Raw genomic sequence first — 22737 nt, forward strand, 5'->3', positions numbered from 1 at the left:
GTCGAAAATGATAGTCTCTTTTATCCATTCACATTATAAATTTCCTCATATAAAATAATGATAAAAAAGTGAGAATGAAGGGGAACATTTTGAACACAGATCAAGCTTTCGAGTTGTTAATAGAAGCAGGAGTCACTGAAGATACTAGTATTCAAACCGTTAGACGTTGGTTTCGTGAAAGAAAGATTACCTATAAGGGATCAGGACAGGATACGGGGTACATACTTAACAATACAGATCAAGCCTTTCATTTATTAAAGGACGCAGGGGTTGCCGATAGCACGGCTGTTCAAATCGTTCGTCGAATGCTTCGTGAAGGACAGATTGAAAAAGTGGGCAGTGGAATACAGAAACCTACCTATCCGCTTAAAGAATCAGCATCAAAACCGTTAACTAATCGTCCTTCCGATTTGGATATGATGATCCGTCAATTAAAAGTAAAATTAAAGGCACAGGATGAACATATAAAAGGAATCGAACATCTCCATCAAACCTCAATAGCTAGATTAATCCAGCAAATAGACATATTAAAAAAAGATTTGATGAAACTGGAAAAAGAGAAAAGTGAATTTCAAATGGAAACTAAGAAATTGCTAAAAGAGAATATTGATTTGACGAATGAACTGCTAAAAATAAAAGGTGAACTATTTAAAGGAAAACAAAAAGACCCTGAATTTGAAGAAAAAGTCCATACACCTTCTCCTTCTCACACAATTGATTATCGTCAAAAATTGGGACTTTCAAAAATGGCGAGCGATAAAGAGGTCTTAACAAGGTATAAAAAATTATTAAAAATAACTCACCCCGATCACGGCGGAAACGCTTCAGCCTTTCATTTTATTAAAACGGATTATGATCAATTTAGACATAGTATCAATCTGAAATAGTTTCTAAGGATACAGAGAAATGGATCCATCTCAATTGGCGACTAGGCCCCTTCATTTTGATGGGTCTGGTCGCCAATATTTTTTTCATGACATAGGGGGCGCTCGAACGATTAAAGTCACCAATAATGCATAATCGGTACATAATCACCGATATAATATACCTAGAGGTTAACATCAAGGAGTGGTGGTATGCGAAAAAAAGTTAATGGGAAAATAGTAATGGCAACCTTGCTATTACTAGTTTTTGGATTAATATCAATAAATAGCTTTGCCAAAATGGCCAATAACGGATACCCCCACAAAAAACGTATAACAGTATATCTAGCGGGAGACTCAACTGTTTCTGAATATTCAAGTTCGTATGCACCTCGAGCGGGTTGGGGACAATTTATTCAACGCTATTTCGATAATACCATTGTGGTGAAAAATGCTGCTATACCAGGAAGGAGTTCAAAAAGTTTTATTGCTGAAAGGAGACTCGTATCCATCTTGAAGCAAATTAAGAAAGGGGATTACCTTTTTATTCAATTTGGACATAATGACGAAAAAATAAACGATCCGAGCCGTTATACTGTACCGTACTCTACATATAAGAGCTATTTAAAACAATATATTGATGGTGCGCGTGCCAAACAAGCTATTCCTGTCCTTGTTACACCCGTTGAACGAAGGAACTTTACCAAAGAAGGCAGTGCACGTAATTCACATGGTGAGTATCCAGCAGCTATGAAAGAACTTGGTTTGGAGGAACATGTACCTGTGATTGACCTTACTGCCAATAGCAAGGAATTGTTTCAAGAGCTTGGACCCGATAGGACGAAGGATGTTTTTCTTTGGCTAAAACCTGGGGAGAACAAGAACTATCCAAATGGTGTTCAGGACAACACACATTTTAAGGAGACTGGTGCCAAGAAAATAGCAAGACTAGTGCTAGAAGGCATCAAGGAATCTAAGCTAGTGCCACTTCAAAATCACATAATAAAATAAATTAATTTGGAAGCATTTCACAGTATGTTTTTAGCTATGCCACAAACTTTACAACAAGAATGGAAAGAAGGGCAAGCATTGAAAAGAATCCTGGCTATCCTAGCTTGTATGATATTTATCGCATCAAATATAGTATCTGCTGAGGTACCAACCGAACCGAGACAAACTCTCGTCGTAGCAAATGAGAAGGAAAAGGTTTATTTATATGCTACTCCTAATCCAAAAGAAGAACTGTATATTGATTTTCGAGTCAAAATAGGGAAAGAAGTGGTAGAAACATTCGGATGGGAAGTGGCAATGAGTGAATCACGGACTCCCGAACTACATGTAATAGATCTCAATAATGATGGAATAAAAGAAGTCGTCGTAATAATAACTCTTGGCACAGGGACATGGGTAGTACAGAAGGAGGCACACATTCTCCAGCGAGTAGAAACTGCAAATGGAAGGCAGGCTTACGAGGAGATGGACATCGACAACCCCGTCCACACCATAGAACGTGTTTTCGAAATTACAGCAACGAATAAAACCATTCAAATTACCGGGAGAGGTCAAAAATGGAAAGCAGCCAATATTTGTAAAAATACTTATTATCACCATCGATTCCCGCTCTATCAATCCGTAAACTGGAAAGTAGAAGGTAATAGGCTTATCGCGGATGTGGGATTACCCATCACGTCCAACTGTGTACCTGCCGGATTTCTCCTAAACTACAAGCAAAAAGGACAAATCTATTTAGCTAAATATGTAAAAGTAAATCTTTAAAAATGAAGCAGGAAACCCTACAAGGGTTCCTGCTTCTATTCATTTATCTTTATTCTTAATTGGATAACATTAATACATCCAAGTTTAAAATGTTTATCACACCTGAGTCTCTGAGTTCTTTTAATCGATCGATTTCAAGGATGTCGATCGTACGTTTTGAGATTTGGATCCATTGTTGATTTTTCCACTTATTAAGTATTTTATTTACGGTAATCCGGGAAGTTCCTATGTAGCGGGCAAACGATGTTTGGTCGATTGAAAAATTACCATTTTCACTTACTAGTTTTAAAAGGAAATGAGCCATTTGCTGTTCTATAGGTGAATTAAGAAAGGCAATAATTTCTGCCAGAATCCTAAATTTATAGATTAATGAATTAGTAAAAATACATGCCGCCTCAGGATGTTCTTTACAAATCATCACTAAAGCTTCATCAGAGAAAAAATAAATTTCAGATTGACAGTTTGAGATGGCAGAGGTTAAATAGGGTTCATTTCTAGTTCCATGCTCCCCAAATAACATACCTTCTGGAACATAATTCACCGTTCGCTCTACACCTTCATGTGAAAGGAGAGTGATCTTTATACCACCCCTAGATAAATAGAAAAAGCCCTTGCCTTCACTGCCCTGATGGTAAACGATTTCATTTTCTTCTACCTCAAGTTTTTTTCCGTATTTTAAAAATGGTCGCCATGAATAACGCAGATTTTTCATTACAACACCTTACCAAGAAGTTTTTTTAATTCATCCGGTTTTTTTATTAAGAATTTTTTCTTATGGATCTCAAGGATTTCTTCTTCTTTCCATTGTTTTAAAATCTTATATAATGTGATTCTCGTTAAGCCAGTGCATTTTGTAAGGTCTTGTTGTGTAAGAGGAGCTTCATAATTCTTAAACTCGTAACAAATATTTAGAAGAATCACCGCCAATTGTTGATCTGGTGTGAGAGAGTCCAAATATATTTTATCAGCTAGGATGTGCATTTTATGAATGACGGTTTTGATAAAAATGTTAAGGATTGAAGGCTGATCCTTAATTAATTTTTGAAAATGTTCACAAGAGAAAAAATAAAGTATAGAGTCATTTACCGCTGTTGCCGTCGTAAAATGGGGCTGACGGTCCATCGCTTGCACTCCTAATAATTGCCCAGGAATGGCGATGTTTAACAAGCGCTCTTTTCCAATCGAAGTGGTAGTAGTCACTTTAATTAATCCCTTTTGGATATAATAAAATCCATCCCCCATCATACCTTGCTGGTAAATAGATGCTTTCTCTTTGAAGAATTGCCTAGTACCAAACTGTAAGCAAGAATCCCAATTGATATCACTGTCAAACAAGATTGCCAACTAATCAACTCCTATGTGAAATGGTGAAATCAATAAAACTGTAAATCTATGAAATATGTAATTAATCTAGTGCTATGACTTAGTTGTAATTATTTGTTAGCGCTTACATTTAAGTGTAAAAAAATTTATTTGTGTTAACCACTTAACAGTAGTGTAAAAGATTCAAGATATAAAATCAACATTGTGATTGAATTTTTAAAATTCAGCCAAAACCATGGTTTACCCAATTGGATTTACCATTTGTATAAAGAATGATGTGGGCTGTTTTATTAATCTTAATAAAGTGAAAATTATATCTTTTTAGAAAAAATGTTAATCAGACTACAATGACTCAAAAATTTCAATTTTATAATAAAAATATAAATTAAAAGGAGGATGTTTTATGGGAATTCGTACAGGAGCACAGTATATCGAGGCGTTAAAAGCCCGAACACCAGAAGTTTGGTTATCAGGAAAAAAAGTAAAAAATATTTTTGATGAACCAGTTTTTCATCAGCCCATTCTTCAAATTGCAAAGCTATATGATATGCAGCATGATGCCAAGTATCAAGAGGAGATTACTCATATTTGTGAAGAAACGGGAGAAAGAATCTCGAATGCATTCTTAGTACCTAAAAGCTATCAAGATTTGCAAGCTAGAAGAAGAACGTTCGAAGAGTTTGCCAAAGCAACATTTGGGTTAATGGGCAGGACTCCTGATTTCTTAAATGTCGTCGTAACTTCGATGGCGAGTAATTCCGAGTTTTTAGATAAATACAATCCTGAATGGGGAAAAAACATTCGTTCTTATTTTAAGCATATCCGTGATCAGGACTTATTTTTAACACATGCCATCATCAATCCGCAGAATGACCGGAGTAAATCTTCACACGAACAACAAGATATGTTTACCCATTTAGGAGCGGTTAAAGAAACGCCTGATGGATTAATCGTAAGAGGAGCGAAAATGCTGGCTACTCTTGCACCCATTACTGACGAAGTAATTGTCTATTCTTTCCCTGGCTTTAAGCCTGGAGATGAACGTTATGCGCTCGCGTTTGCACTTCCACTAGATACGCCAGGCCTTCGCATTATCTGCCGAGAAGCGATGCAGGATGGAAAGCGTTCTGTTTATGATCACCCATTAGCATCAAGATTTGAAGAAATGGATGCGGTCCTAGTCTTTAATGATGTTTTAGTACCTTGGGAGCGTGTATTCCTTTATAACAATGTAGAAGCAGCCAATTTACTTTACCCGAAAACAGGAATCGCTCAGCAGCCAGCTCATCAGTCTGGTGTAAGAGGGTTAATCAAACTGCAATTTGCAACCGAAGTGGCTTGTAAAATCGCCGACTCTATTGGTGTTGATAGTTTCCTTAATGTACAAAATGATTTAGGAGAATTAGTCCAATCAGTTGAATCGATTAGGGCATTGCTCCGAATTTCAGAGTATGAACATGAAGTAACTGCTACTGGCGAAGCGATGCCAGCCTATGCACCACTTGAAACCATTAGAGGATTGCTGCCGAAAATGTACCCACGTGCGATTGAGGTGATGCAAATCATTGGTGCAGGTGGACTATTAATGTCACCGACAGATGCCGATTTCGAGAATCCGGAATTAAGAGAGGATTTAGAGAAGTATTATCTGGGTAGAGAGGGCGTTTCAGCGGAAGAGCGTGTCCACCTCTTTAAATTAGCATGGGATTTATGCGGTGAAGCATTCGGACAAAGGGTACTTCAATATGAACGCTATTATACTGGAGATCCAATTCGTAAAAGAGCGATTTTCTATAACAACCACAAAAGGAAAAATTCCTTTGAACTGGCTGATGAAGCAATGAAAATATTTAAGCAAAAAAATGAGGTTACTAGCTTATAAACGTCAATTAATATGACGAGGAAGTGTGAACAATGCAAATGCTTAAAGATGGAGTTCTGAAACTCGCAGGTTCTGTAATTGCCATTGGTGCATTTGATGGTGTCCATAGAGGACATCAAGCCGTGATTAAGCAAGCAGTGGAAAAGAGTCGGGATAATCAGGTTCCTAGCGTTGTCTATACTTTCGATCCGCCTCCTCGAAATTATTTTAAGGGCGTTCAAATTTTGACACCCATTCAGGAAAAGGTTAGCAGGATCGCGAAGTTAGGTGTTGATTATATAATTGTTGCCAGCTTCGATGAATGGTATGCGACCAGGCCCCCTGAGGATTTTATCTGTGAATTATCTAAGTTAAACCCGGTAGAGGTTACAGTGGGGGCTGATTTTCATTTTGGAAAAAATAGAGAAGGCGATGTGAATTATTTAGAAAAGTATTTTCATATCAATATCACTCCTCCTGTTTATTGTAAAAGCGGAAAACTTATTTCATCGACGAGAATCCGCCAGTTAATTTCAGACGGAGATCTCCAGCAGTCCTACTCGTTACTAGGACTATAATCAGGAGAAAAGTAAATGAAACTACTTGATATCACTCAGCAATAGAAGGGAGTTCATACTATGAAGTTATTAGGAATTTCAGGCACCATTATTGGAGCAAAAACAAGTATAGTTGTTCAAAAGGTATTAGAGGAAGTAAAGAAACATCATCCTCACGTTGAAGTAGAATTACTTGATTTAAGAGATTATGATGTGCAATTCTGTGATGGACGAAATCCTTCAAACTATACAGGTGACACAAAAAAAGTTCTCGATATTGTTAATTCTGCTGACTTCTATATTATTGGAACACCGATATTCCAGGGGTCTTTATCAGGAACACTCAAAAATTTGTTTGATTTAATCAATCCAAAGGATATTCGCAACAAAGTAATGGGTTTTGTCGCAACAGGAGGTACATACCAGCATTACCTAGTTATCGAAAATCAATTAAAACCGATCGCAGGATTTTTCCGAGCCTTTGTTGCACCTGGCTATGTATATGTCAATAACGATCATTTTAATAAAGAAAATGAACTTATCGATGCAGAGGTGCTGACTAGAATTACTGCTTTAGCCAAAGAAGTGGTCTTTATGCAGGAGGCATTAAAATCAGCAAAGGAAGAATTTGCAACAGTAAATGGATAAGTATATGTATTAAAATTTGAGAGGAGAAGATTTCAATGACAAACTCTTTAAAACCAATTAACCTGTGGGGATTTATAAACGAAAATAAGGATTCTCTTAAGCCGCCTGTAAATAATAAAGTTGTTTGGAAGGATTCTGAACTAATGTTTATGGTGCTCGGTGGTCCAAATAAACGACGTGATTTTCATGTGGACCCATCTGAAGAGATTTTTTACCAATTAAAGGGTGCTTGCTACGTTGAAATTATTAATGCAGAAGGTAAAAGAGAAGTAATTACCGTGAAAGAAGGAGAAGTATTTCATCTCCCACCAAATGTTCCCCACTCTCCACACCGTGTCGCTGATACAATCGGGATTGTTATTGAACGTGACAGAGCAGATGGGGAATTAGAGGATTTTGTTTGGTTCTGTGATAAATGTGATCATGAAATGCACCGCGTTACCGTCCAATTAACGAATATTGAAGTGCAGGTAAAAGAAGCTATTCAGGGATTTAACAGTAATTTAGAACTTCGCACTTGTAAGAACTGTGGACATATTATGCCTGAAGAAGCGAGTGAATGGAAATGCGAGTAGATTTTCATACACATATCATCCCTGAAAATTTCCCTGATTTTGCGGCGAAGTTCCAAAATGATAAGTGGCCGGTCCTAAAGCCTACATGCTCATGCGGTGCCAATATCATGGTATCCGGAAAAGTGTTCCGTGAAGTGACCGACCAAGTTTGGAGTCCAGAAAAAAGGATTCACGATATGGATGTAGAAAATGTAGATATACAAGTTTTATCGCCAATTCCCGTTACGTTCTCCTATTGGGCACCTATAGAAGAAGCCGTAGCAATGGCTAGATTTCAAAATGACTTCATTGCTGAAACTGTAGCTAAACATCCAACCAAGTTTATTGGTCTGGGGACGGTTCCTCTGCAAAATGTCGAAGAAGCGATTCTTGAACTAGACCGCTGTATACATCAACTTGGCTTAAAAGGGGTTGAGATTGGCACAAATATTAATGGCAAAAATTTAGACGATGAATCGTTAATTGATTTCTTTGCGATGTGTGAAAAATGGAATGTCCCTATATTTATTCATCCATGGGAAACACTGGGCGGAGACCGTTTTTCCTCACATAACTTAATGTATACGGTTGGAATGCCAAGTGAAACAGCACTAGCTGCTGCCAGTTTAATCCTAGGTGGTGTTATCGAGAAATTTCCTGGACTAAAAATTTGTTTTTCTCATGGAGGCGGTTCATTACCTTACATTCTTCCAAGACTTGATCATGGATGGAATGTGTGGCCGCATTTGCAGCTTACGGAGAAGCCGCCAAGTTTTTATGCTAAGAAATTTTTCTATGATTCAATTGTTAATAACCCTGTTAATATCAAATTTTTAGTTGGAAAATTTGGTGCAGAACAAGTGATTATGGGGTCGGATTATCCATTTTTACTACGGGAAACTCCACCTGGAAGGATTATTGATGACACACTCACCCTAAGTGAAGAACAGAAACGGGCGATGCTTGGTGAAAATGCACTTAGATTTTTAAATTTACCAGTTAATCAACTAATTTAACCAGAAAGAAGGATGAAAAAATGATAGACAAAGTGATGACTCCAGAAGAAAGATTAAAGGAACTAGGAATAAAGCTGCCGGCTCTCCGCCCTGCATCAGGTAATTATGTTAGCTGTGTACGAACAGGGAATCTAATTTTCACATCAGGTCAGGGTACTGATGAATACCGGGGAAAACTTGGTGACGATGTTTCGATAGAAGTAGGCTACCAAGCGGCAAGACAATGTATGCTTAATCTATTAGCAGTAATCAAGAATGAACTTGGCGACCTTAGCAAAGTGAAACGGATTGTCAAAATCCTGGGTATGGTCAACAGCACTACTGATTTTAAAGACCATCCAAAAGTAATGAATGGATCCTCCGATTTGTTGGTGGAAGTGTTTGGTGAAAAGGGAAGGCATGCGAGATCAGCAATAGGTATGGCACAACTGCCACACAATAATGCAGTAGAGGTCGAGATGATTGTAGAAGTTTGGGAAGGTGAAATTGGTGAGTAAGGTCATAGAAAAACAAATACAAATTAACAATGCCAAGTTATTTATCAATGGAGAATATGTAAGCGCTATTTCAGGGGAAACTTTTGACACACTTAATCCAGCCACAAATCAAAAATTAGCCGAAGTTGCTAGTGCTAGTGAGCAAGATGTTGAAAGAGCAATACAGATTGCCAAGCGCACCTATGATAGTGGTATTTGGAGTAAAATGCCAGTTGAAGAAAGAGCAAAGATTCTTTGCCGAATGGCGGATCTTGTTATGGAACGAGTCGAGGAATTAGCGTTAATTGAAACATTAGATGTAGGTAAGCCAATAAGAGAAAGCAGAGATTTTGATATCCCGCGCGCAGCATCAAACTTAAGATTCTTTGCAGAAATGGCAAAATACATGAATCATGAGCATTACGAACAATCCAAGCATATGAGCTATACCAAATACGCTCCAGCCGGTGTCACAAGCTTAATCATTCCTTGGAATTTACCATTCATGCAAATGACATGGAAAGCTTCCGCCGCGTTAGCGGCTGGTAATACCGTGATTGTTAAACCAGCATCCTATACGCCACTAAGTGCAGTCATGTTAGGTGAAATTGCCAACGAAGCAGGATTACCACCCGGCGTGTTGAATATACTGACAGGTCCAGGTGGAACAGTGGGAACCGCAATGACCACTCATCCATACGTCCGCAGAATTTCCTTTGTCGGGGAAAGTTCTACTGGTAAAACGGTTATGAGAAATGCAGCATCACAACTAATTCCCGTATCATTAGAATTGGGCGGCAAATCTGCCAATATCGTCTTTGAGGATGCAGACTTAGATGAAGCTGTCGCAGGCTCCATTGAAGCGATTTTTAGAAATCAGGGAGAAATCTGTTTAGCTGGTTCCCGTTTACTAGTACAAGAATCGATTTACGATAAATTCCTTGAAAAATTTGTTGCTGCAGCAAAGAACATTAGAGTGGGCGATCCATTGGATGAAAAGACCGATATGGGCGCACTGATTACTAAAGGTCATTTAGAAACTGTTGATCATTATGTCCAAATTGGACTTTCTGAAGGGGCGAAACTTGCTGTAGGAGGTAAGCGTGTGGCTGGATTGTCAGAAGGGAACTTTTACGAGCCAACCGTGCTCTATGATGTAAATAACAAAATGAGAGTCGCACAAGAAGAAATCTTTGGCCCAGTATTAGTCGTCATTCCATTTAAAACGGAAGAGGAAGCGATTCAAATTGCTAACGATTCGATTTATGGTTTAGCAGGAGTAGTTTGGTCAAATGATTTAAGACGTGCTCATCGGGTAGCCTCTCAAATCGAATCAGGCTTATTCTGGATCAATTGCTGGTATTATCGTGATTTAAGAACACCATTTGGTGGTTCAAAGGCGAGCGGAATTGGTCGTGAAGGCGGTCGTCATAGTTTTGAATTTTATACAGAAGCCAAAACCATTACAATGAAATTATAAAATAAAGTAAAAGGTGGCTGGAAGGCCACTTTTTAACTATGAATATTGAAAAGGAAGGTGGAGGAGGAAATGGAAATATTAGTAGAGGGAATTGCGAATGAATTAATCAATGCAGAAAGTCATCAATATTCTGTCTCACCACTAACGGAGCGCTATTCGGAACTAACTGTAGGCGATGCCTATCAAATTCAACTCGCAGTCATCGATAAAAAGTTAATAGAGGGACATAAAGTAATTGGGAAAAAGGTTGGGCTAACCAGTATCGCAATGCAGCAAATGCTAGGCGTGGATGAGCCTGATTATGGCCACCTGTTAGATACTATGAAAATAGCAGATGAAGAAACAGTAAAAATTGCTGATTTTATCAGTCCGAAGGTTGAAGCGGAAATTGGTTTTATTTTGGAACATGACTTGGTTGGGCCAAATGTGAATTATTTAGATGTGTTAATGGCTACCAAATATGTAGTACCTACCATCGAAATTATTGACAGCCGTATTTCTGACTGGAAAATCAAGTTGGTTGATACGGTAGCAGATAATGGCTCGTCTGCGAGAGTAGTAGTTGGAAAGAAAATGAGTCCTATAGAAGGCATTGATTTGCGAACCCAAGGAATGGTACTTTATAAAAATGATGTGCTTGTGGCTACAGGATCAGGAGCGGCCGCTCTTGGACACCCCGCACAAGCAGTCGCATGGTTAGCCAATAAATTACATGAATTTGGGATTACTCTTAAAGCGGGTGAGTTAATTCTTCCCGGTGCACTTTCTGGTGCCATTGCAGTAAACCAAGGTGACATGATTGGTGCAGATTTTGGTCCATTAGGAACTGTATCTGTAACATTTGAGTAAGTGAGTTTTTCTCGAATATAAATATTAAAAGTGGAGGTACCATTATGTCGCTGTTGCAAGGAACAGAACAAGAAATCGTAAACTACCTATTAGCTGCAGAAAAGAACAAGCTGGAAGTCGAAAAAATTACCACTAGTTATCCGACACTATCATTTGAGCAAGCCTATGAAATACAACAAAAATTAATTGAGCAAAAAGAACAGAAGGGGCTTCGCCGAATTGGTGTAAAACTAGGTTTAACAAGTAAGGCAAAGCAGGAGATGATGGGTGTCCATGAAGCTATCTACGGTTATTTAATGGATGATATGCTTGTACCTGAATGGGAACCCGTTCCATTTAGCAGTTTTATACATCCTAAGGCAGAACCCGAAATTGCTTTCTTGATTAATGAAGATATCCAAGGAACTAGTGTTACAGCTGAGGATATTCTAAAGGTGACGAAATATGTCGCACCAGCAATCGAGATTATTGATAGCCGTTATTTAGATTTCAAGTTCACACTAGTAGATGTCATTGCGGATAACTGTTCTTCCGCAAAATTTATTGTAGGCAGCAAATGGGTATCGCCGGATGCTTTAAACCAGAAAGAAATTGGTGTTTATATGTCTAAGAATTCACAGGTTGCAACAACGGGAAGCAGTGCTGCTGTATTAGGAGATCCAGCTGCTGCCGTTGCTTGGGCTGTAAATAAGCTCGGCGAAACTGATCGGGGATTAAAGAAAGGCGATATCGTTCTTAGTGGCGCTATAACAGAAGCCATTAGCTTTCAACCAGGTGATACCATTTTGGCACAATTTGCGGAACTAGGCAGTGTTTCTTTTACTAGTAAATAATCAGACTGCTTCATAATTTATATAACATGGTGTGGAAGATTGGAGGAGATACATATGCATATAACTTTAAAATATGCAAAACAATTAGACAGAGAAGATAGCCTTAATAGATTTAGAGAAGAATTTTACATAAAACCGAATTCCATCTATATGGATGGGAATTCATTGGGCCTTCTATCGAAAAGAGCAGAGCGGACGCTGTTGGAGTCATTAAATGATTGGAAAGAGCATGGGATTGACGGCTGGACAAATGGGAAACACCCTTGGTTTTTTTTATCGGAAAAACTAGGAGAGATGCTTGCTCCATTAGTAGGTGCTTCAGCTAATGAAGTAATTGTAACAGGTTCCACAACGGTCAATTTGCATCAGTTAGTTGCTACTTTTTATAAGCCAGAAGGTACAAGAACAAAAATTTTGGCTGATGAATTAACTTTTCCTTCAGATATCTATGCACTGCAAAGCCAACTTCGCATTCATGGGTTGGATCCAGAGACACATCTTGTACGTGTAAAAAGCCGTGACGGACGCTTTTTAGAGGAAGAAGATATTATTAATGCAATGACAGATGAGATTGCACTGATCATTCTGCCGACCGTCCTATATCGAAGCGGCCAAATATTAGATATGAAACGTCTAACAGCAGAAGCCAATAAGAGAGGAATACTAATTGGTTTTGATGGGTGTCATTCGATTGGAGCGATTCCGCATTCGTTTAGTGAATGGGGCGTTGATTTTGCCTATTGGTGCAATTACAAACATTTAAATGGCGGTCCTGGAAGTGTGGGCGGTTTATATGTGAATTCTAAACATTTTGGTACAGCCCCAGGTTTGGCTGGCTGGTTCGGTTCGAAAAAAGAGAAACAATTTGATATGGAGCACACACTTACACCGGCTGATTCCGCAGGAGCCTATCAAATTGGGACACCACATGTATTGAGTCTTGCTCCGTTACTAGGCGCATTGGAGATTTTTGCAGAAGCAGGAATTGAAAATATTCGTGCTAAGTCATTAAAGATTAATCAATTATTAATGGACCTACTGGATCAAGAGGCAGCAGGCATGGGATTTACAATTGGAAACCCAGTTGAGGATTTCCGCCGTGGGGGTCATGTAAGCTTAGAGCATATAGAGGCAGCACGAATTTGTAAAGCGTTGAAAGAAAATGGGATCATTCCAGATTTCCGTGCTCCAAACATCATTCGTCTTGCTCCTGTCGCGCTTTATACCTCATATACGGATGTTTGGGAAGTTGTCCAGATTCTTAAGAAGATTATGAATGAAAAGCAATATGAAAAGTTTAAAAATGAACGTGAAGTCGTTGCTTAACTAAAGGGTCGAGGAGGAAATATATGGCGAATAATAATTTTAATAACGGAAATGGATCAGGATTAAAGCGTGAATTAAAAACCAGTCAACTGACTATGATTGCGATGGGTTGTGCGATTGGAACAGGTCTTTTCCTTGGCAGCGGTCTTGCAATCAGTACTGCTGGCCCAAGTGTATTAATCAGTTACGCGATTGGTGCCTTCATTGTCTTACTTTTAATGGGATGTTTATCAGAAATGACGGTGGCCCATCCAACTTCAGGGTCGTTTGGAACCATATCTGAGAAGTATATAAGCCCGTTCGCAGGTTATCTGGTCCGCTATTCGTATTGGATTGCAAATGTTCTTGCTGTTGGAGTAGAAGTAAGTGCCATTGCAGTATATATGAAATATTGGTTTCCAGGTGTCCCTGGGTTTGTCTGGATTTTATTGTTCGCCGCTGTCCTAATTTATGTAAATGCAACAAGTGTCAATACTTTTGCAACATTTGAATATTGGTTTTCTATGATCAAAATTAGTGCCATCGTTGGATTCATTCTCCTTGGAGCATATGTTTTCATAGGAGGGCAGTCTAAGCCGGAAATGGGACCTGAGAACTTCGTTAATGAAGGTGGTTTCTTACCGTTCGGCACGTGGGGAATGTGGGTCGCTATCTTTATTTCTCTATTTAGCTTTTTAGGTACGGAATTGATCGCCGTTACTGCTGGAGAAGCCAAGGATCCAGATGTTGCGGTACCAAAAGCTTTGAAAGCAACCGTCTTTCGTTTATCGACATTTTATATTATTACTATTGGCATTATGTTAATGATTGTTCCGTGGAAATCAGCCGGAGTGGAGGAAAGTCCTTTCGTAAAAGTGATGGAACTCTTAAATATTCCAGGGGCAAGTGGAATTATGAATTTTATTATTTTAACAGCGGCTCTCTCGGCCATGAATAGTCAGCTTTATGCTTCGACACGAATGATGTTTTCTCTATCACGAGGAAATTATGCACCTGCCTTTTTAGGTAAATTAAGCAAAAAAGGAGTACCGTTAAGTGCTCTTACCGTTTCTACTTTGGGAATATTTCTTGCTGCAGCAGTCAATGCCTTATTACCTGACTCGTCATATGCCTTTATGATGGGAATATCTATGTTTGGTGCCATTTTTACATGGTTTATGGTGTTTGTTTCTCATTTATTTTTCAGAAGAAAGTGGGAAAAATCAGGAGGACGGAAATTGCCAGTTAAAATGCCAGGATTTCCTTATTTGACGCTTTTAGGAGCAATTCTTCTGCTCAGTTTAATGATCACCACATGGTTTACAGGTTTTAAAATCATGCTTCAATTCGGTGTTCCATGGTTATTATTTTTAACGGCAGCCTATTTTATTTTTAAAAGAAGAATCAACCCTAAAAAGAATGAGTCTGAAGCAATTTTAAACAAAAAGGTAAATTAATTCCTAAAAATATAACTACATTAGAATGATGGAGGACTAATACCATGAACTCACAAGAAAAAAACACGAACAACGGTCTAGAGAAAACGATTCAAACTGATTTTCAAAAATCTATGTCTTACGGAGATTATCTTCAACTTGATAAGATCTTAACTAGTCAGCATCGGGTATCTGATCACCATGATGAAATGTTATTTATTGTTATCCATCAAGCTAGTGAATTATGGATGAAATTAATCATTCATGAATTAACTGCTGCAATTGAATATATACAAAACAATGATTTAGAGCCTTCATTCAAGATCCTTTCGCGTGTTTCGAGGATACAACAGCAATTGATCCAGTCATGGAGTGTTCTTTCGACGCTGACACCTTCAGAATACTTGGAGTTTAGGGATAAATTGGGGCAATCTTCTGGATTCCAGTCTTATCAGAATCGTTTGATTGAATTTGCTTTAGGAAACAAAAATGCTCATACACTAGCAGTCTATCAACATCAAACAGAGCTATATGAAAAAATGCAAGCGGCCCTGCATCAACCAAGTATTTATGATGCTGCGATAAATGCCCTAGTTGCACGTGGACTACCTATTGACCATGAGGTTCGACATCGGGATTTGTCAAAAAACTATGAACCAAATGAGAGTGTAGAAGAAGCATGGCTAACTGTCTATCGAAATGTGGATCAATACTGGGACCTGTACGAATTGGCAGAGAAGTTAGTAGATATCGGTAATCAACAGCAATTATGGCGATTTAACCATATGAGTACCGTAGAAAGAATCATTGGTCATAAGCAGGGGACTGGTGGGTCTTCAGGTGTGACCTATTTAAAAAGAGTCCTAGATCAACAATTTTTCCCCGAGCTGTGGAGTTTACGGACAAAGTTATAAAATAGATGGTAATGATGGAAAAGACCGCGAAACCTTGCTTGATGAGGTATGCGGTTTTTTTTATGTAAATAAAATGCTGAGGTGCATATTACATAAATTAGTGCATTTTGGTAAATATAAAATAATCTGAGGAAAGAGGAGGAAGAGAGAATACCTATGTGGAAAAAAGCTAGTCTAAAACCGCAAAAAAGCTCAGGGAATACTGCTTCCTCCGGAGATCTTATAAACAAAATTTTGATTGAGAATGTAGGACAAATTAAAGAGGATTTAGGTGATTGCTCTGATTTGATTGTTCGGATGATCAAGCATAAAGAAAATCCGTTTGCTTTTGCAGTCATTCATATTGACGGAATATCAAATACACCTAAAATTGACGAACATGTAATAGAACCAATTTTAACAAATAAGTTTGACCCAGCTTCTAGAACAATAAAAGATGAATTACAACAAGTAATCGCTGTCACAAACATTAAGGAAAAAAACTCTTTTAAAGACATCCTTTCAGCAATTGTGTCTGGTGGCACCGTGATTTTAATAGATGGGGATACGAGTGCACTTATCCTAGATACAAAAGAAATTGAATCACGCAGTATTGTGGAACCAACCACACAAACCGTTATCCGCGGACCAAAAGACAGCTTTACAGAAAACCTTAGAACCAACACCTCACTCGTCAGATCCCGTATCCAAAGTCCAAATTTACGTCTAGACTCTATGAAAATTGGTGAAGTGACTCAAACTCAAGTTGAAATCATGTACATCAAGGGGATTGCTGACGAGTCTATTGTAAAAGAAGTGAAGAATCGTCTTCAAAAAATAAAAGTAGACGGTATTTTAGAATCAGCGTATATTGAGGGCTTTATTGAAGATGAACCTCGTACTCCTTTTCCAACGGTTCAAAATACAGAGCGCCCGGATGCAGTGATTGGAAATTTACTTGAGGGACGCGTGGCCATTTTTATGACAGGCACTCCCGGCTATGCAAATAGTAATTCCAGTATTATTATTGCTAATTGCTGTGATAAAGAGAAAGTTAAAGCCAGTATCTGCCTAATATTAAGCATTCTTCTTTTTATTATTACTAGATTTGTTGATCTTTGTAAAAACAAGTGGCAGGAAGGATAAAATAATCAGACTTTTGTTTTATTTTTTTAAACGAATTTAAAGTCTCATATATACTAAGACCTTGAAGCAGATCAATTATGATACTAACTCCCATAACAAGGGAAAATAAAAGTAAGATTATTAATAATAATTTTTTCAAGCATATCACCCCGAATTTTTTCCTTATTATTTGTAAATATAGTAAGTTTAGCCTAATTTGTAATATTTTTAACAAAGTTGTAATGTAGACAAGCCCTTCCGACATAGGATACACGGATTAGTATTTATGTCTTATAGGAGGGGTTAGGTTGCCCAGAAAGTGGTTAGTATTTTTTGTGTTTGCCTTTTTTATGTTTTCTAGTTTTTTTGTGGGGGTCCCGACAAGTTCAGCAGCTTCTAGTGGAAAATTGATTATTATTAACAAGAGTATCAATCGGCTCGCGTACTATGAAAACGGTGTGTTTAAGAAGCAGTTTAAAGTTGGAACTGGGAGAAAGAAATCGTATACGCCAGAAGGAAAGTTCAAGATTGTAGTTAAGATTAAGAATCGGCCTTACTATAAGGGCCATATTCCAGGTGGAGATCCTCGCAATCCTCTCGGAAATCGCTGGCTAGGATTAAATGCTCGGGGCACTTGGGGAACAACCTATGCGATACATGGAAACAACAACCCAAGCTCTATTGGAGGATATGTTAGCAGCGGGTGTATTCGGATGTACGATAACGAAGTCGAATGGCTGTATAGTCAAGTTCCAACTGGCACCCCAGTGATTATTACTTCTTCTGGGAAATTATTCAATGCGATTGCATCAGCCAATGGATATAAAGTGAAGGGTGGGTCTAGTGCACCATCGGTTCCTGTTAGTACCACTGGAGAAATCCTTAAGAAAGGCAGTCGGGGTCCAGCTGTTCAAGAACTTCAGCGTAAGTTGACGTCCCTTGGATATAGTACAAAGGGTGTAGATGGTGTCTTTGGAGCAAACACCGATACTGCCGTGCGCAAATTTCAAAAAGCGCGTAAATTAACAGCGGATGGGATTGTTGGTCCAGCAACCAAAAAAGCTCTTGGAATAAAGTAATAATAAAGATTTGCTTATGGAGTTGCTCAAATTATTGAGCACTCTTTTTTTATCGATACAGTTTTTTTCGGAAAAGTTTACATAAATTTTCTCAAATTATATGAACATAGAGTATAACTGAAATTTGCTGGAGGGAATGGGTATGAGTCGACTGGACAGGCTCAAGATGGAAAAAGTGGAACCAAAACATTGGCGGCAGTTCAATGAATTATTACGTTATGTTTTCCAAGTAACTAAAAAAGACTTACAGACGGTGGGGTGGGAGGAGCGTGAAATAGCATTAGCAAAACTGCCAGTTCTCGAACAGGCTGATGTGTTAGGTTGGTTTGATGGTGAAAAACTGATATCCCAAATTGCGGTTTACCCATTTCAAGTGAATATTTATGGTAGAACCTTTGAGATGGGAGGCCTAACAGGGGTTGGTACCTATCCTGAATATGCGAATTTAGGATTGATGAATAAGTTAATTTGGCAGGCACTTGCTGATATGAAAGAAAGAAAACAATCAATTTGTTATTTATATCCCTATTCATTGCCTTTTTATCGTAAAAGGGGATGGGAGATTATTTCTGATAAAATGACTTTTGAAATCAAAGACTATCAATTACCCAAAGTAAAGAAAGTTTCAGGTTACGTCGATCGGCTAAATACAGAGCATTCAGATATAAAAACCGTTTACGAGCTGTTTTCTAGCACACGTCATGTCGCCATGAGACGAAACAACTTAGCTTGGGAAGAATTCTGGAGATGGGAACTGGATGAATTAACGGCCGCAGTTTATTATGATCGTTCTCATCAGCCACAAGGGTATTTGCTGTACTGGATTTCTCATGATGTACTGCATGTAAAAGAAATGATCTATATGAATGAAGAAGCTCGAAACGGACTTTGGAATTTTATCAGTGCGCATTTCTCCATGGTGACTAAAGTTGTTGGGAATATTTTTACCAATGATCCACTGGCTTTTTGGTTAGAGGACGGGGATATTAAAGAAACAATTGCTCCCTATTTCATGGCGCGAATTGTTGATGTCACACAGTTCATCGAACAATTTCCATTTAGAGCCCTAGGGACTGAAATTCATATGAGGATTAAGGTGGATGATCCAATCCTAGAATGGAACCAGGGCATATATTCGCTGCAAGTGTCTTCTGTAGGTAAGGGGGAATTGGTGCCTAGCGAGGGACAGCCAGATGTAACGATTACTATTCAGACATTAACAACGATGCTGCTCGGATACAAACGTCCGTCTTATTTGGCAGCAATTGGCCGCCTATCCTGTAATGAGCAAACGGTGGAGATATTAGAGAATTTAATTGAACGAGAGACGCCCTATTTCTCTGATTATTTTTGAATTGCTGTTATTTTCCTCTTTCCAAATCGGAAGGGGAATTTTTAAATTATTAGAAGTTTAAAATAAATATATCATTAAGGAGTAAATTTAGTTTATTATTATGGAATAATATTTTTTTGCGAAGGAGTTTATAAATGAATTTTTCAGTGAAACAAATTGTCTTTATTAGTTTTATGCTATTTTCTATGTTTTTTGGGGCTGGAAACTTAATCTTCCCACCGTTTTTAGGGCAGTCAGCGGGGGATCATCTTTGGACAGCTCTTGCAGGTTTTATTTTTTCAGCAGTTGGATTGCCGATTTTAGGGGTCGTTGCAGTGGCTAAGTCAGGAAGCTTTGACGAACTTAATCAGCGAGTCCATCCAATTTTTGCTTTTATCTTTCCGTTTCTCATTTATATCGCAATAGGCCCTGGATTGGCGATACCCAGGGCAGGTAGTCTGGCATTCGAAATGGGATTATCTCCTTTTTTATCAGAAAATCTGGTCGAAAATCCAATGTCATTGTTGCTATATAGCATTGTTTTCTTTGGATTAGTCGCATGGTTATGTATGTATCCTTCTAAGCTGATTGACCTTTTTGGGAAGTTATTAACTCCAATCCTACTGGTTCTAATCGCCATTATTTTTATAAAAAGCTTAATTGACCCAATCGGTTCATTTGCAACGCCAAAAGATAATTATATTTCCAATCCTGTCTTTCAAGGTTTTTTAGATGGTTATTTAACAATGGATGCATTAGCCGCTTTAGCATTTGGTATTGTCATTGCCAATACGTTAAAATCCCAAGGTGTCGTGGAACATAAAAAAAGATCGTTATATATGATGTACGCCGGATTAGGAGCAGGGTTACTTTTAACGGTAATCTATCTTATCTTAGGATATTTAGGTGCTGCTAGCTCATCCTTGGGAAAAACGGAAAATGGAGCACAAATATTGGCGAATGTAATGACACACTTGTTTGGTCAAAGTGGGACCTTAATTTTAGGGTTAGTTTTTACCATTGCCTGCTTTTGCGTATCGATTGGTTTAGTCACTTCCTGCAGTCAGTTTTTCGCAAATGCTATTCCAAGAATAAATTATAAAACATGGGTTATGATTTTAGCAGTTCTTAGTACTGCCATTGCTAACTTAGGATTAACTCAAATCTTAAAGATCTCGGTTCCGATACTAGGCATGATCTACCCGATTGCCATCGTGATTATTTTATTAGGTCTTTTTGATGATTTAATTAAGAAATCCCGTCAGATTTATATCACGGTTGTCAGCTTTGTTGCTCTTTTTAGTATTATTGATACAATTAATAAAACGTTTCTTTCCAATAAATGGAGTGGGGCATTTGATATCCTTCCTTTCTATTCCGAAGGGATGGGATGGATAATTCCAGCCCTAATCGGTTTAATACTTGGATATTTACTTGGAGTATTTACTAAAGAACCAATGGAAGCTTAACTGCAAATAAAAAACACGGCTCAATTCAGTCGTGTTTTTTTAATATAATTTAAATCTTAGAAAACTAGGATTGTTTCTTGTCTGTTTTTTTCTCAGTAAGGGCCCGATAAATTTGGGTATACATGCTTCCTTGAACAATATTTTCGAGAAAAAAGTCTCCAATTAGTTTTAAATATTCTTCATCCTCAAACATCTTTTTATTTTGTAATTCCATTTCTGCCAAGCCCTCATATTTGGTAAGAAGGGCATATGTATGATCTTCACCAGACACGGGTGTTAAGATTTCAACATTATGATCATAATTTTCATTCCGGAATGTTTTAATTTCTTTTAAATTTTCAATACCTTCTTTAAATTTATCCTGTTTAATTTCAAATGTCTGATAGACAAAAATAGCCATTAACAGCATCCCCTAGTTAAGAATTTTACAAACGTAAAATTAAATTTCCCTTAACGGACTAAAGTTATACTTAATCACCTAGAGTGGTTGTTCCATGTTTTAAATGGAAATATTTCATGCCACTTAAAAATCTTCTCTGGAGAATAATATCAATAGTAAAAACTTAGCTTTGAAAGGATTAGGTGAATAAATGACATCATATCAACCAGGACAAGTCGTCTATATTATCATTCGGAATCCACATGCTCAAGATGTGGCAAATGTTCAACAAGCAGCGGTTGTTCAGAATCCTGAGAACCCGGATGAACTTTCTCTGTTTATTTACGAAACGTATTATCCTCTAACAGAGGAAGTGGCGGTTTACTCATCTGCGGAGGAAGCTGAATATGCCTATCAGGATGCGTTTGGATTAACAGAGATGGAGGGGTATTATGGTTAAACCCTTTGTTCCGCAGCTCGTCTATGTTGAGCCAAGCGCACTTGAGTACCCGCTTGGCAAAGAATTAATAGCAAAATTTGAGAATATGGGGATTGAAATTAGGGAAACAACATCACATAATCAAATTCGAAATTTACCTGGTGATAATGATTTTCAAAAATATCGGACCGCAAAATCGACGCTGGTGGTAGGAGTTCGTAAAACGTTAAAGTTTGATACGTCTAAACCTTCTGCAGAATACGCAATTCCATTTGTAACCGGCTGTATGGGACATTGTCATTATTGTTACTTACAGACAACCATGGGAAGTAAACCTTATATTCGAACCTATGTGAATTTGGAAGATATCTTCGAAGCTGCTGATAATTATATGAAAGAACGTGCGCCAGAACCAACTAGGTTCGAAGCATCCTGTACATCAGATATTGTTGGTGTAGACCATCTTACTCATACACTAAAAAAAGCGATTGAGTTTTTTGGACAATCGGAATATGGTAAACTTCGTTTTGTAACTAAATTCGCCCATGTAGATCATTTACTTGATGCAAAGCATAATGGGAAAACCCGCTTTCGCTTTAGTGTAAACGATGATTATATCATTAAGAATTTTGAACCGGGTACATCGAGACTGCCAGAACGAATCGAAGCTGCAGGAAAGATTGCCGGAGCCGGGTTTCCGTTAGGCTTCATTATAGCTCCGATTTATCTGCATGAAGGCTGGAAAGAAGGGTATAAAGAAATGTTAGAAAAGCTGGAAGCTGAATTGCCGGAGTCAGCTAAAAAAGATTTAACCTTTGAAATGATTCAGCATCGGTTTACAAAACCAGCGAAGCGTGTCATTCAAAAAAATTATCCGATGACAAAACTAGAACTTGATGAGACAAAGAGGAAATGGAAATGGGGGCGTTACGGTATCGGTAAATTTGTCTATACCAATGAAGAACAAGAAGATATAAAGGATACATTAGGTGGATATATTAACACCTATTTCCCGCAGGCAAAAATAGAATATTTCACATAGA

General features: G+C 38.0%; 25 protein-coding genes. 21 read left to right on the top strand and 4 right to left on the bottom strand.

Annotation, left to right across the window (positions count from 1 at the left end):
- The first annotated feature begins 89 nt into the window (after window positions 1–89).
- The 3 genes from COJ96_RS18130 (at window position 90) to COJ96_RS18140 (ending at window position 2639) form a co-directional block, all read left to right on the top strand.
- A complete protein-coding gene (locus COJ96_RS18130) occupies window positions 90–887 on the top strand; it encodes a hypothetical protein (RefSeq protein ID WP_098575212.1) in 798 nt (265 codons plus the stop codon).
- A 189-nt stretch (window positions 888–1076) separates the two neighbouring features.
- On the top strand, window positions 1077–1874 hold the full coding sequence (locus COJ96_RS18135) for a rhamnogalacturonan acetylesterase (RefSeq protein WP_373561714.1): 798 nt from the start codon (window positions 1077–1079) through the stop codon (window positions 1872–1874).
- 78 nt (window positions 1875–1952) lie between these two features.
- A complete protein-coding gene (locus tag COJ96_RS18140) occupies window positions 1953–2639 on the top strand; it encodes a hypothetical protein (RefSeq protein ID WP_180230171.1) in 687 nt (228 codons plus the stop codon).
- A 55-nt stretch (window positions 2640–2694) separates the two neighbouring features.
- Here the strand turns inward: COJ96_RS18140 and COJ96_RS18145 are convergent, their stop codons facing one another.
- Both COJ96_RS18145 and COJ96_RS18150 read right to left on the bottom strand, forming a co-directional pair.
- Entirely contained in the window at window positions 2695–3351 is a 657-nt protein-coding gene (locus tag COJ96_RS18145) for a Crp/Fnr family transcriptional regulator (protein WP_098575214.1), read from the bottom strand.
- Window positions 3351–3983 carry a Crp/Fnr family transcriptional regulator gene (locus COJ96_RS18150; RefSeq protein WP_098575215.1) on the bottom strand — a complete coding sequence of 211 codons (633 nt, stop codon included), beginning with the start codon at window positions 3981–3983 and terminating at the stop codon, window positions 3351–3353. The genes COJ96_RS18145 and COJ96_RS18150 overlap by 1 nt, the downstream gene beginning before the upstream one ends.
- A gap of 382 nt (window positions 3984–4365) precedes the next feature.
- Here COJ96_RS18150 and COJ96_RS18155 point away from each other — a divergent pair, with 382 nt between their 5' ends.
- The 13 genes from COJ96_RS18155 to COJ96_RS18215 all read left to right on the top strand — a co-directional run bounded on the left by COJ96_RS18155 (window position 4366) and on the right by COJ96_RS18215 (window position 17016).
- Complete coding sequence (locus tag COJ96_RS18155) at window positions 4366–5844, top strand: 4-hydroxyphenylacetate 3-hydroxylase family protein (RefSeq protein WP_098575216.1); 1479 nt, start codon at window positions 4366–4368, stop codon at window positions 5842–5844.
- Window positions 5845–5876: 32 nt separating this feature from the next.
- Entirely contained in the window at window positions 5877–6401 is a 525-nt protein-coding gene (locus COJ96_RS18160) for an FAD synthetase family protein (RefSeq protein WP_098575217.1), read from the top strand.
- 60 nt (window positions 6402–6461) lie between these two features.
- Window positions 6462–7028 carry an NADPH-dependent FMN reductase gene (locus tag COJ96_RS18165; RefSeq protein ID WP_098575218.1) on the top strand — a complete coding sequence of 189 codons (567 nt, stop codon included), beginning with the start codon at window positions 6462–6464 and terminating at the stop codon, window positions 7026–7028.
- Between the two features lie 35 nt (window positions 7029–7063).
- Window positions 7064–7603 (top strand): 3-hydroxyanthranilate 3,4-dioxygenase, encoded by a 540-nt coding sequence (locus COJ96_RS18170; RefSeq protein WP_098575219.1) that lies wholly within the window; start codon window positions 7064–7066, stop codon window positions 7601–7603.
- Window positions 7588–8598 (top strand): amidohydrolase family protein, encoded by a 1011-nt coding sequence (locus COJ96_RS18175; protein ID WP_180230172.1) that lies wholly within the window; start codon window positions 7588–7590, stop codon window positions 8596–8598. Before COJ96_RS18170 ends, COJ96_RS18175 begins: the two co-directional genes overlap by 16 nt.
- A gap of 23 nt (window positions 8599–8621) precedes the next feature.
- Window positions 8622–9095, top strand: coding sequence for a RidA family protein (locus COJ96_RS18180; protein ID WP_098575499.1), 474 nt, complete (start codon window positions 8622–8624; stop codon window positions 9093–9095).
- Window positions 9088–10554: an aldehyde dehydrogenase gene (locus COJ96_RS18185; protein WP_373561716.1), complete on the top strand. Its 1467-nt coding sequence runs from the start codon at window positions 9088–9090 to the stop codon at window positions 10552–10554. Before COJ96_RS18180 ends, COJ96_RS18185 begins: the two co-directional genes overlap by 8 nt.
- A 69-nt stretch (window positions 10555–10623) precedes the next feature.
- Complete coding sequence (locus COJ96_RS18190; RefSeq protein WP_098575220.1) at window positions 10624–11403, top strand: 2-keto-4-pentenoate hydratase; 780 nt, start codon at window positions 10624–10626, stop codon at window positions 11401–11403.
- Between the two features lie 44 nt (window positions 11404–11447).
- Window positions 11448–12236: a 2-keto-4-pentenoate hydratase gene (locus COJ96_RS18195; RefSeq protein WP_098575221.1), complete on the top strand. Its 789-nt coding sequence runs from the start codon at window positions 11448–11450 to the stop codon at window positions 12234–12236.
- 54 nt (window positions 12237–12290) lie between these two features.
- Window positions 12291–13562: a kynureninase gene (kynU, locus tag COJ96_RS18200; protein ID WP_098575222.1), complete on the top strand. Its 1272-nt coding sequence runs from the start codon at window positions 12291–12293 to the stop codon at window positions 13560–13562.
- A gap of 23 nt (window positions 13563–13585) precedes the next feature.
- Window positions 13586–14998: an amino acid permease gene (locus COJ96_RS18205; protein ID WP_098575223.1), complete on the top strand. Its 1413-nt coding sequence runs from the start codon at window positions 13586–13588 to the stop codon at window positions 14996–14998.
- Between the two features lie 44 nt (window positions 14999–15042).
- Complete coding sequence (gene kynA, locus COJ96_RS18210; RefSeq protein WP_098575224.1) at window positions 15043–15891, top strand: tryptophan 2,3-dioxygenase; 849 nt, start codon at window positions 15043–15045, stop codon at window positions 15889–15891.
- Between the two features lie 156 nt (window positions 15892–16047).
- Window positions 16048–17016, top strand: coding sequence for a spore germination protein (locus tag COJ96_RS18215; protein WP_098575225.1), 969 nt, complete (start codon window positions 16048–16050; stop codon window positions 17014–17016).
- Here COJ96_RS18215 and COJ96_RS30130 read toward each other — a convergent pair.
- Entirely contained in the window at window positions 16973–17260 is a 288-nt protein-coding gene (locus tag COJ96_RS30130) for a YczF family membrane protein (protein ID WP_483861184.1), read from the bottom strand. The two genes, COJ96_RS18215 and COJ96_RS30130, sit on opposite strands and share 44 nt — an antisense overlap.
- A 43-nt stretch (window positions 17261–17303) precedes the next feature.
- Between COJ96_RS30130 and COJ96_RS29490 the strand changes: the two genes are divergently transcribed.
- The 3 genes from COJ96_RS29490 to brnQ all read left to right on the top strand — a co-directional run bounded on the left by COJ96_RS29490 (window position 17304) and on the right by brnQ (window position 20876).
- On the top strand, window positions 17304–18074 hold the full coding sequence (locus COJ96_RS29490; protein WP_306460602.1) for a L,D-transpeptidase family protein: 771 nt from the start codon (window positions 17304–17306) through the stop codon (window positions 18072–18074).
- 142 nt (window positions 18075–18216) lie between these two features.
- The gene (locus COJ96_RS18225) at window positions 18217–19428 is read left to right on the top strand and encodes a GNAT family N-acetyltransferase (RefSeq protein WP_098575226.1); all 1212 of its coding nucleotides are present in this window, start codon (window positions 18217–18219) and stop codon (window positions 19426–19428) included.
- Window positions 19429–19562: 134 nt separating this feature from the next.
- The gene (brnQ, locus tag COJ96_RS18230) at window positions 19563–20876 is read left to right on the top strand and encodes a branched-chain amino acid transport system II carrier protein (protein ID WP_098575227.1); all 1314 of its coding nucleotides are present in this window, start codon (window positions 19563–19565) and stop codon (window positions 20874–20876) included.
- Between the two features lie 64 nt (window positions 20877–20940).
- On the opposite strand, the gene COJ96_RS18235 is transcribed toward brnQ, so the two are convergent.
- Window positions 20941–21276: a hypothetical protein gene (locus tag COJ96_RS18235; RefSeq protein WP_098575228.1), complete on the bottom strand. Its 336-nt coding sequence runs from the start codon at window positions 21274–21276 to the stop codon at window positions 20941–20943.
- A gap of 190 nt (window positions 21277–21466) precedes the next feature.
- On the opposite strand from COJ96_RS18235, the gene COJ96_RS18240 reads away from it, so the two are divergent.
- Both COJ96_RS18240 and splB read left to right on the top strand, forming a co-directional pair.
- Window positions 21467–21715 (top strand): transcriptional regulator SplA domain-containing protein, encoded by a 249-nt coding sequence (locus COJ96_RS18240; protein ID WP_098575229.1) that lies wholly within the window; start codon window positions 21467–21469, stop codon window positions 21713–21715.
- Window positions 21708–22736 (top strand): spore photoproduct lyase, encoded by a 1029-nt coding sequence (gene splB / locus COJ96_RS18245; protein ID WP_098575230.1) that lies wholly within the window; start codon window positions 21708–21710, stop codon window positions 22734–22736. The genes COJ96_RS18240 and splB overlap by 8 nt, the downstream gene beginning before the upstream one ends.
- Window position 22737 lies beyond the last annotated feature (1 nt).

This window comes from Bacillus sp. AFS073361, assembly GCF_002567005.1.
In the GTDB taxonomy this organism is placed as follows: Bacteria; Bacillota; Bacilli; order Bacillales; family Cytobacillaceae; genus Neobacillus.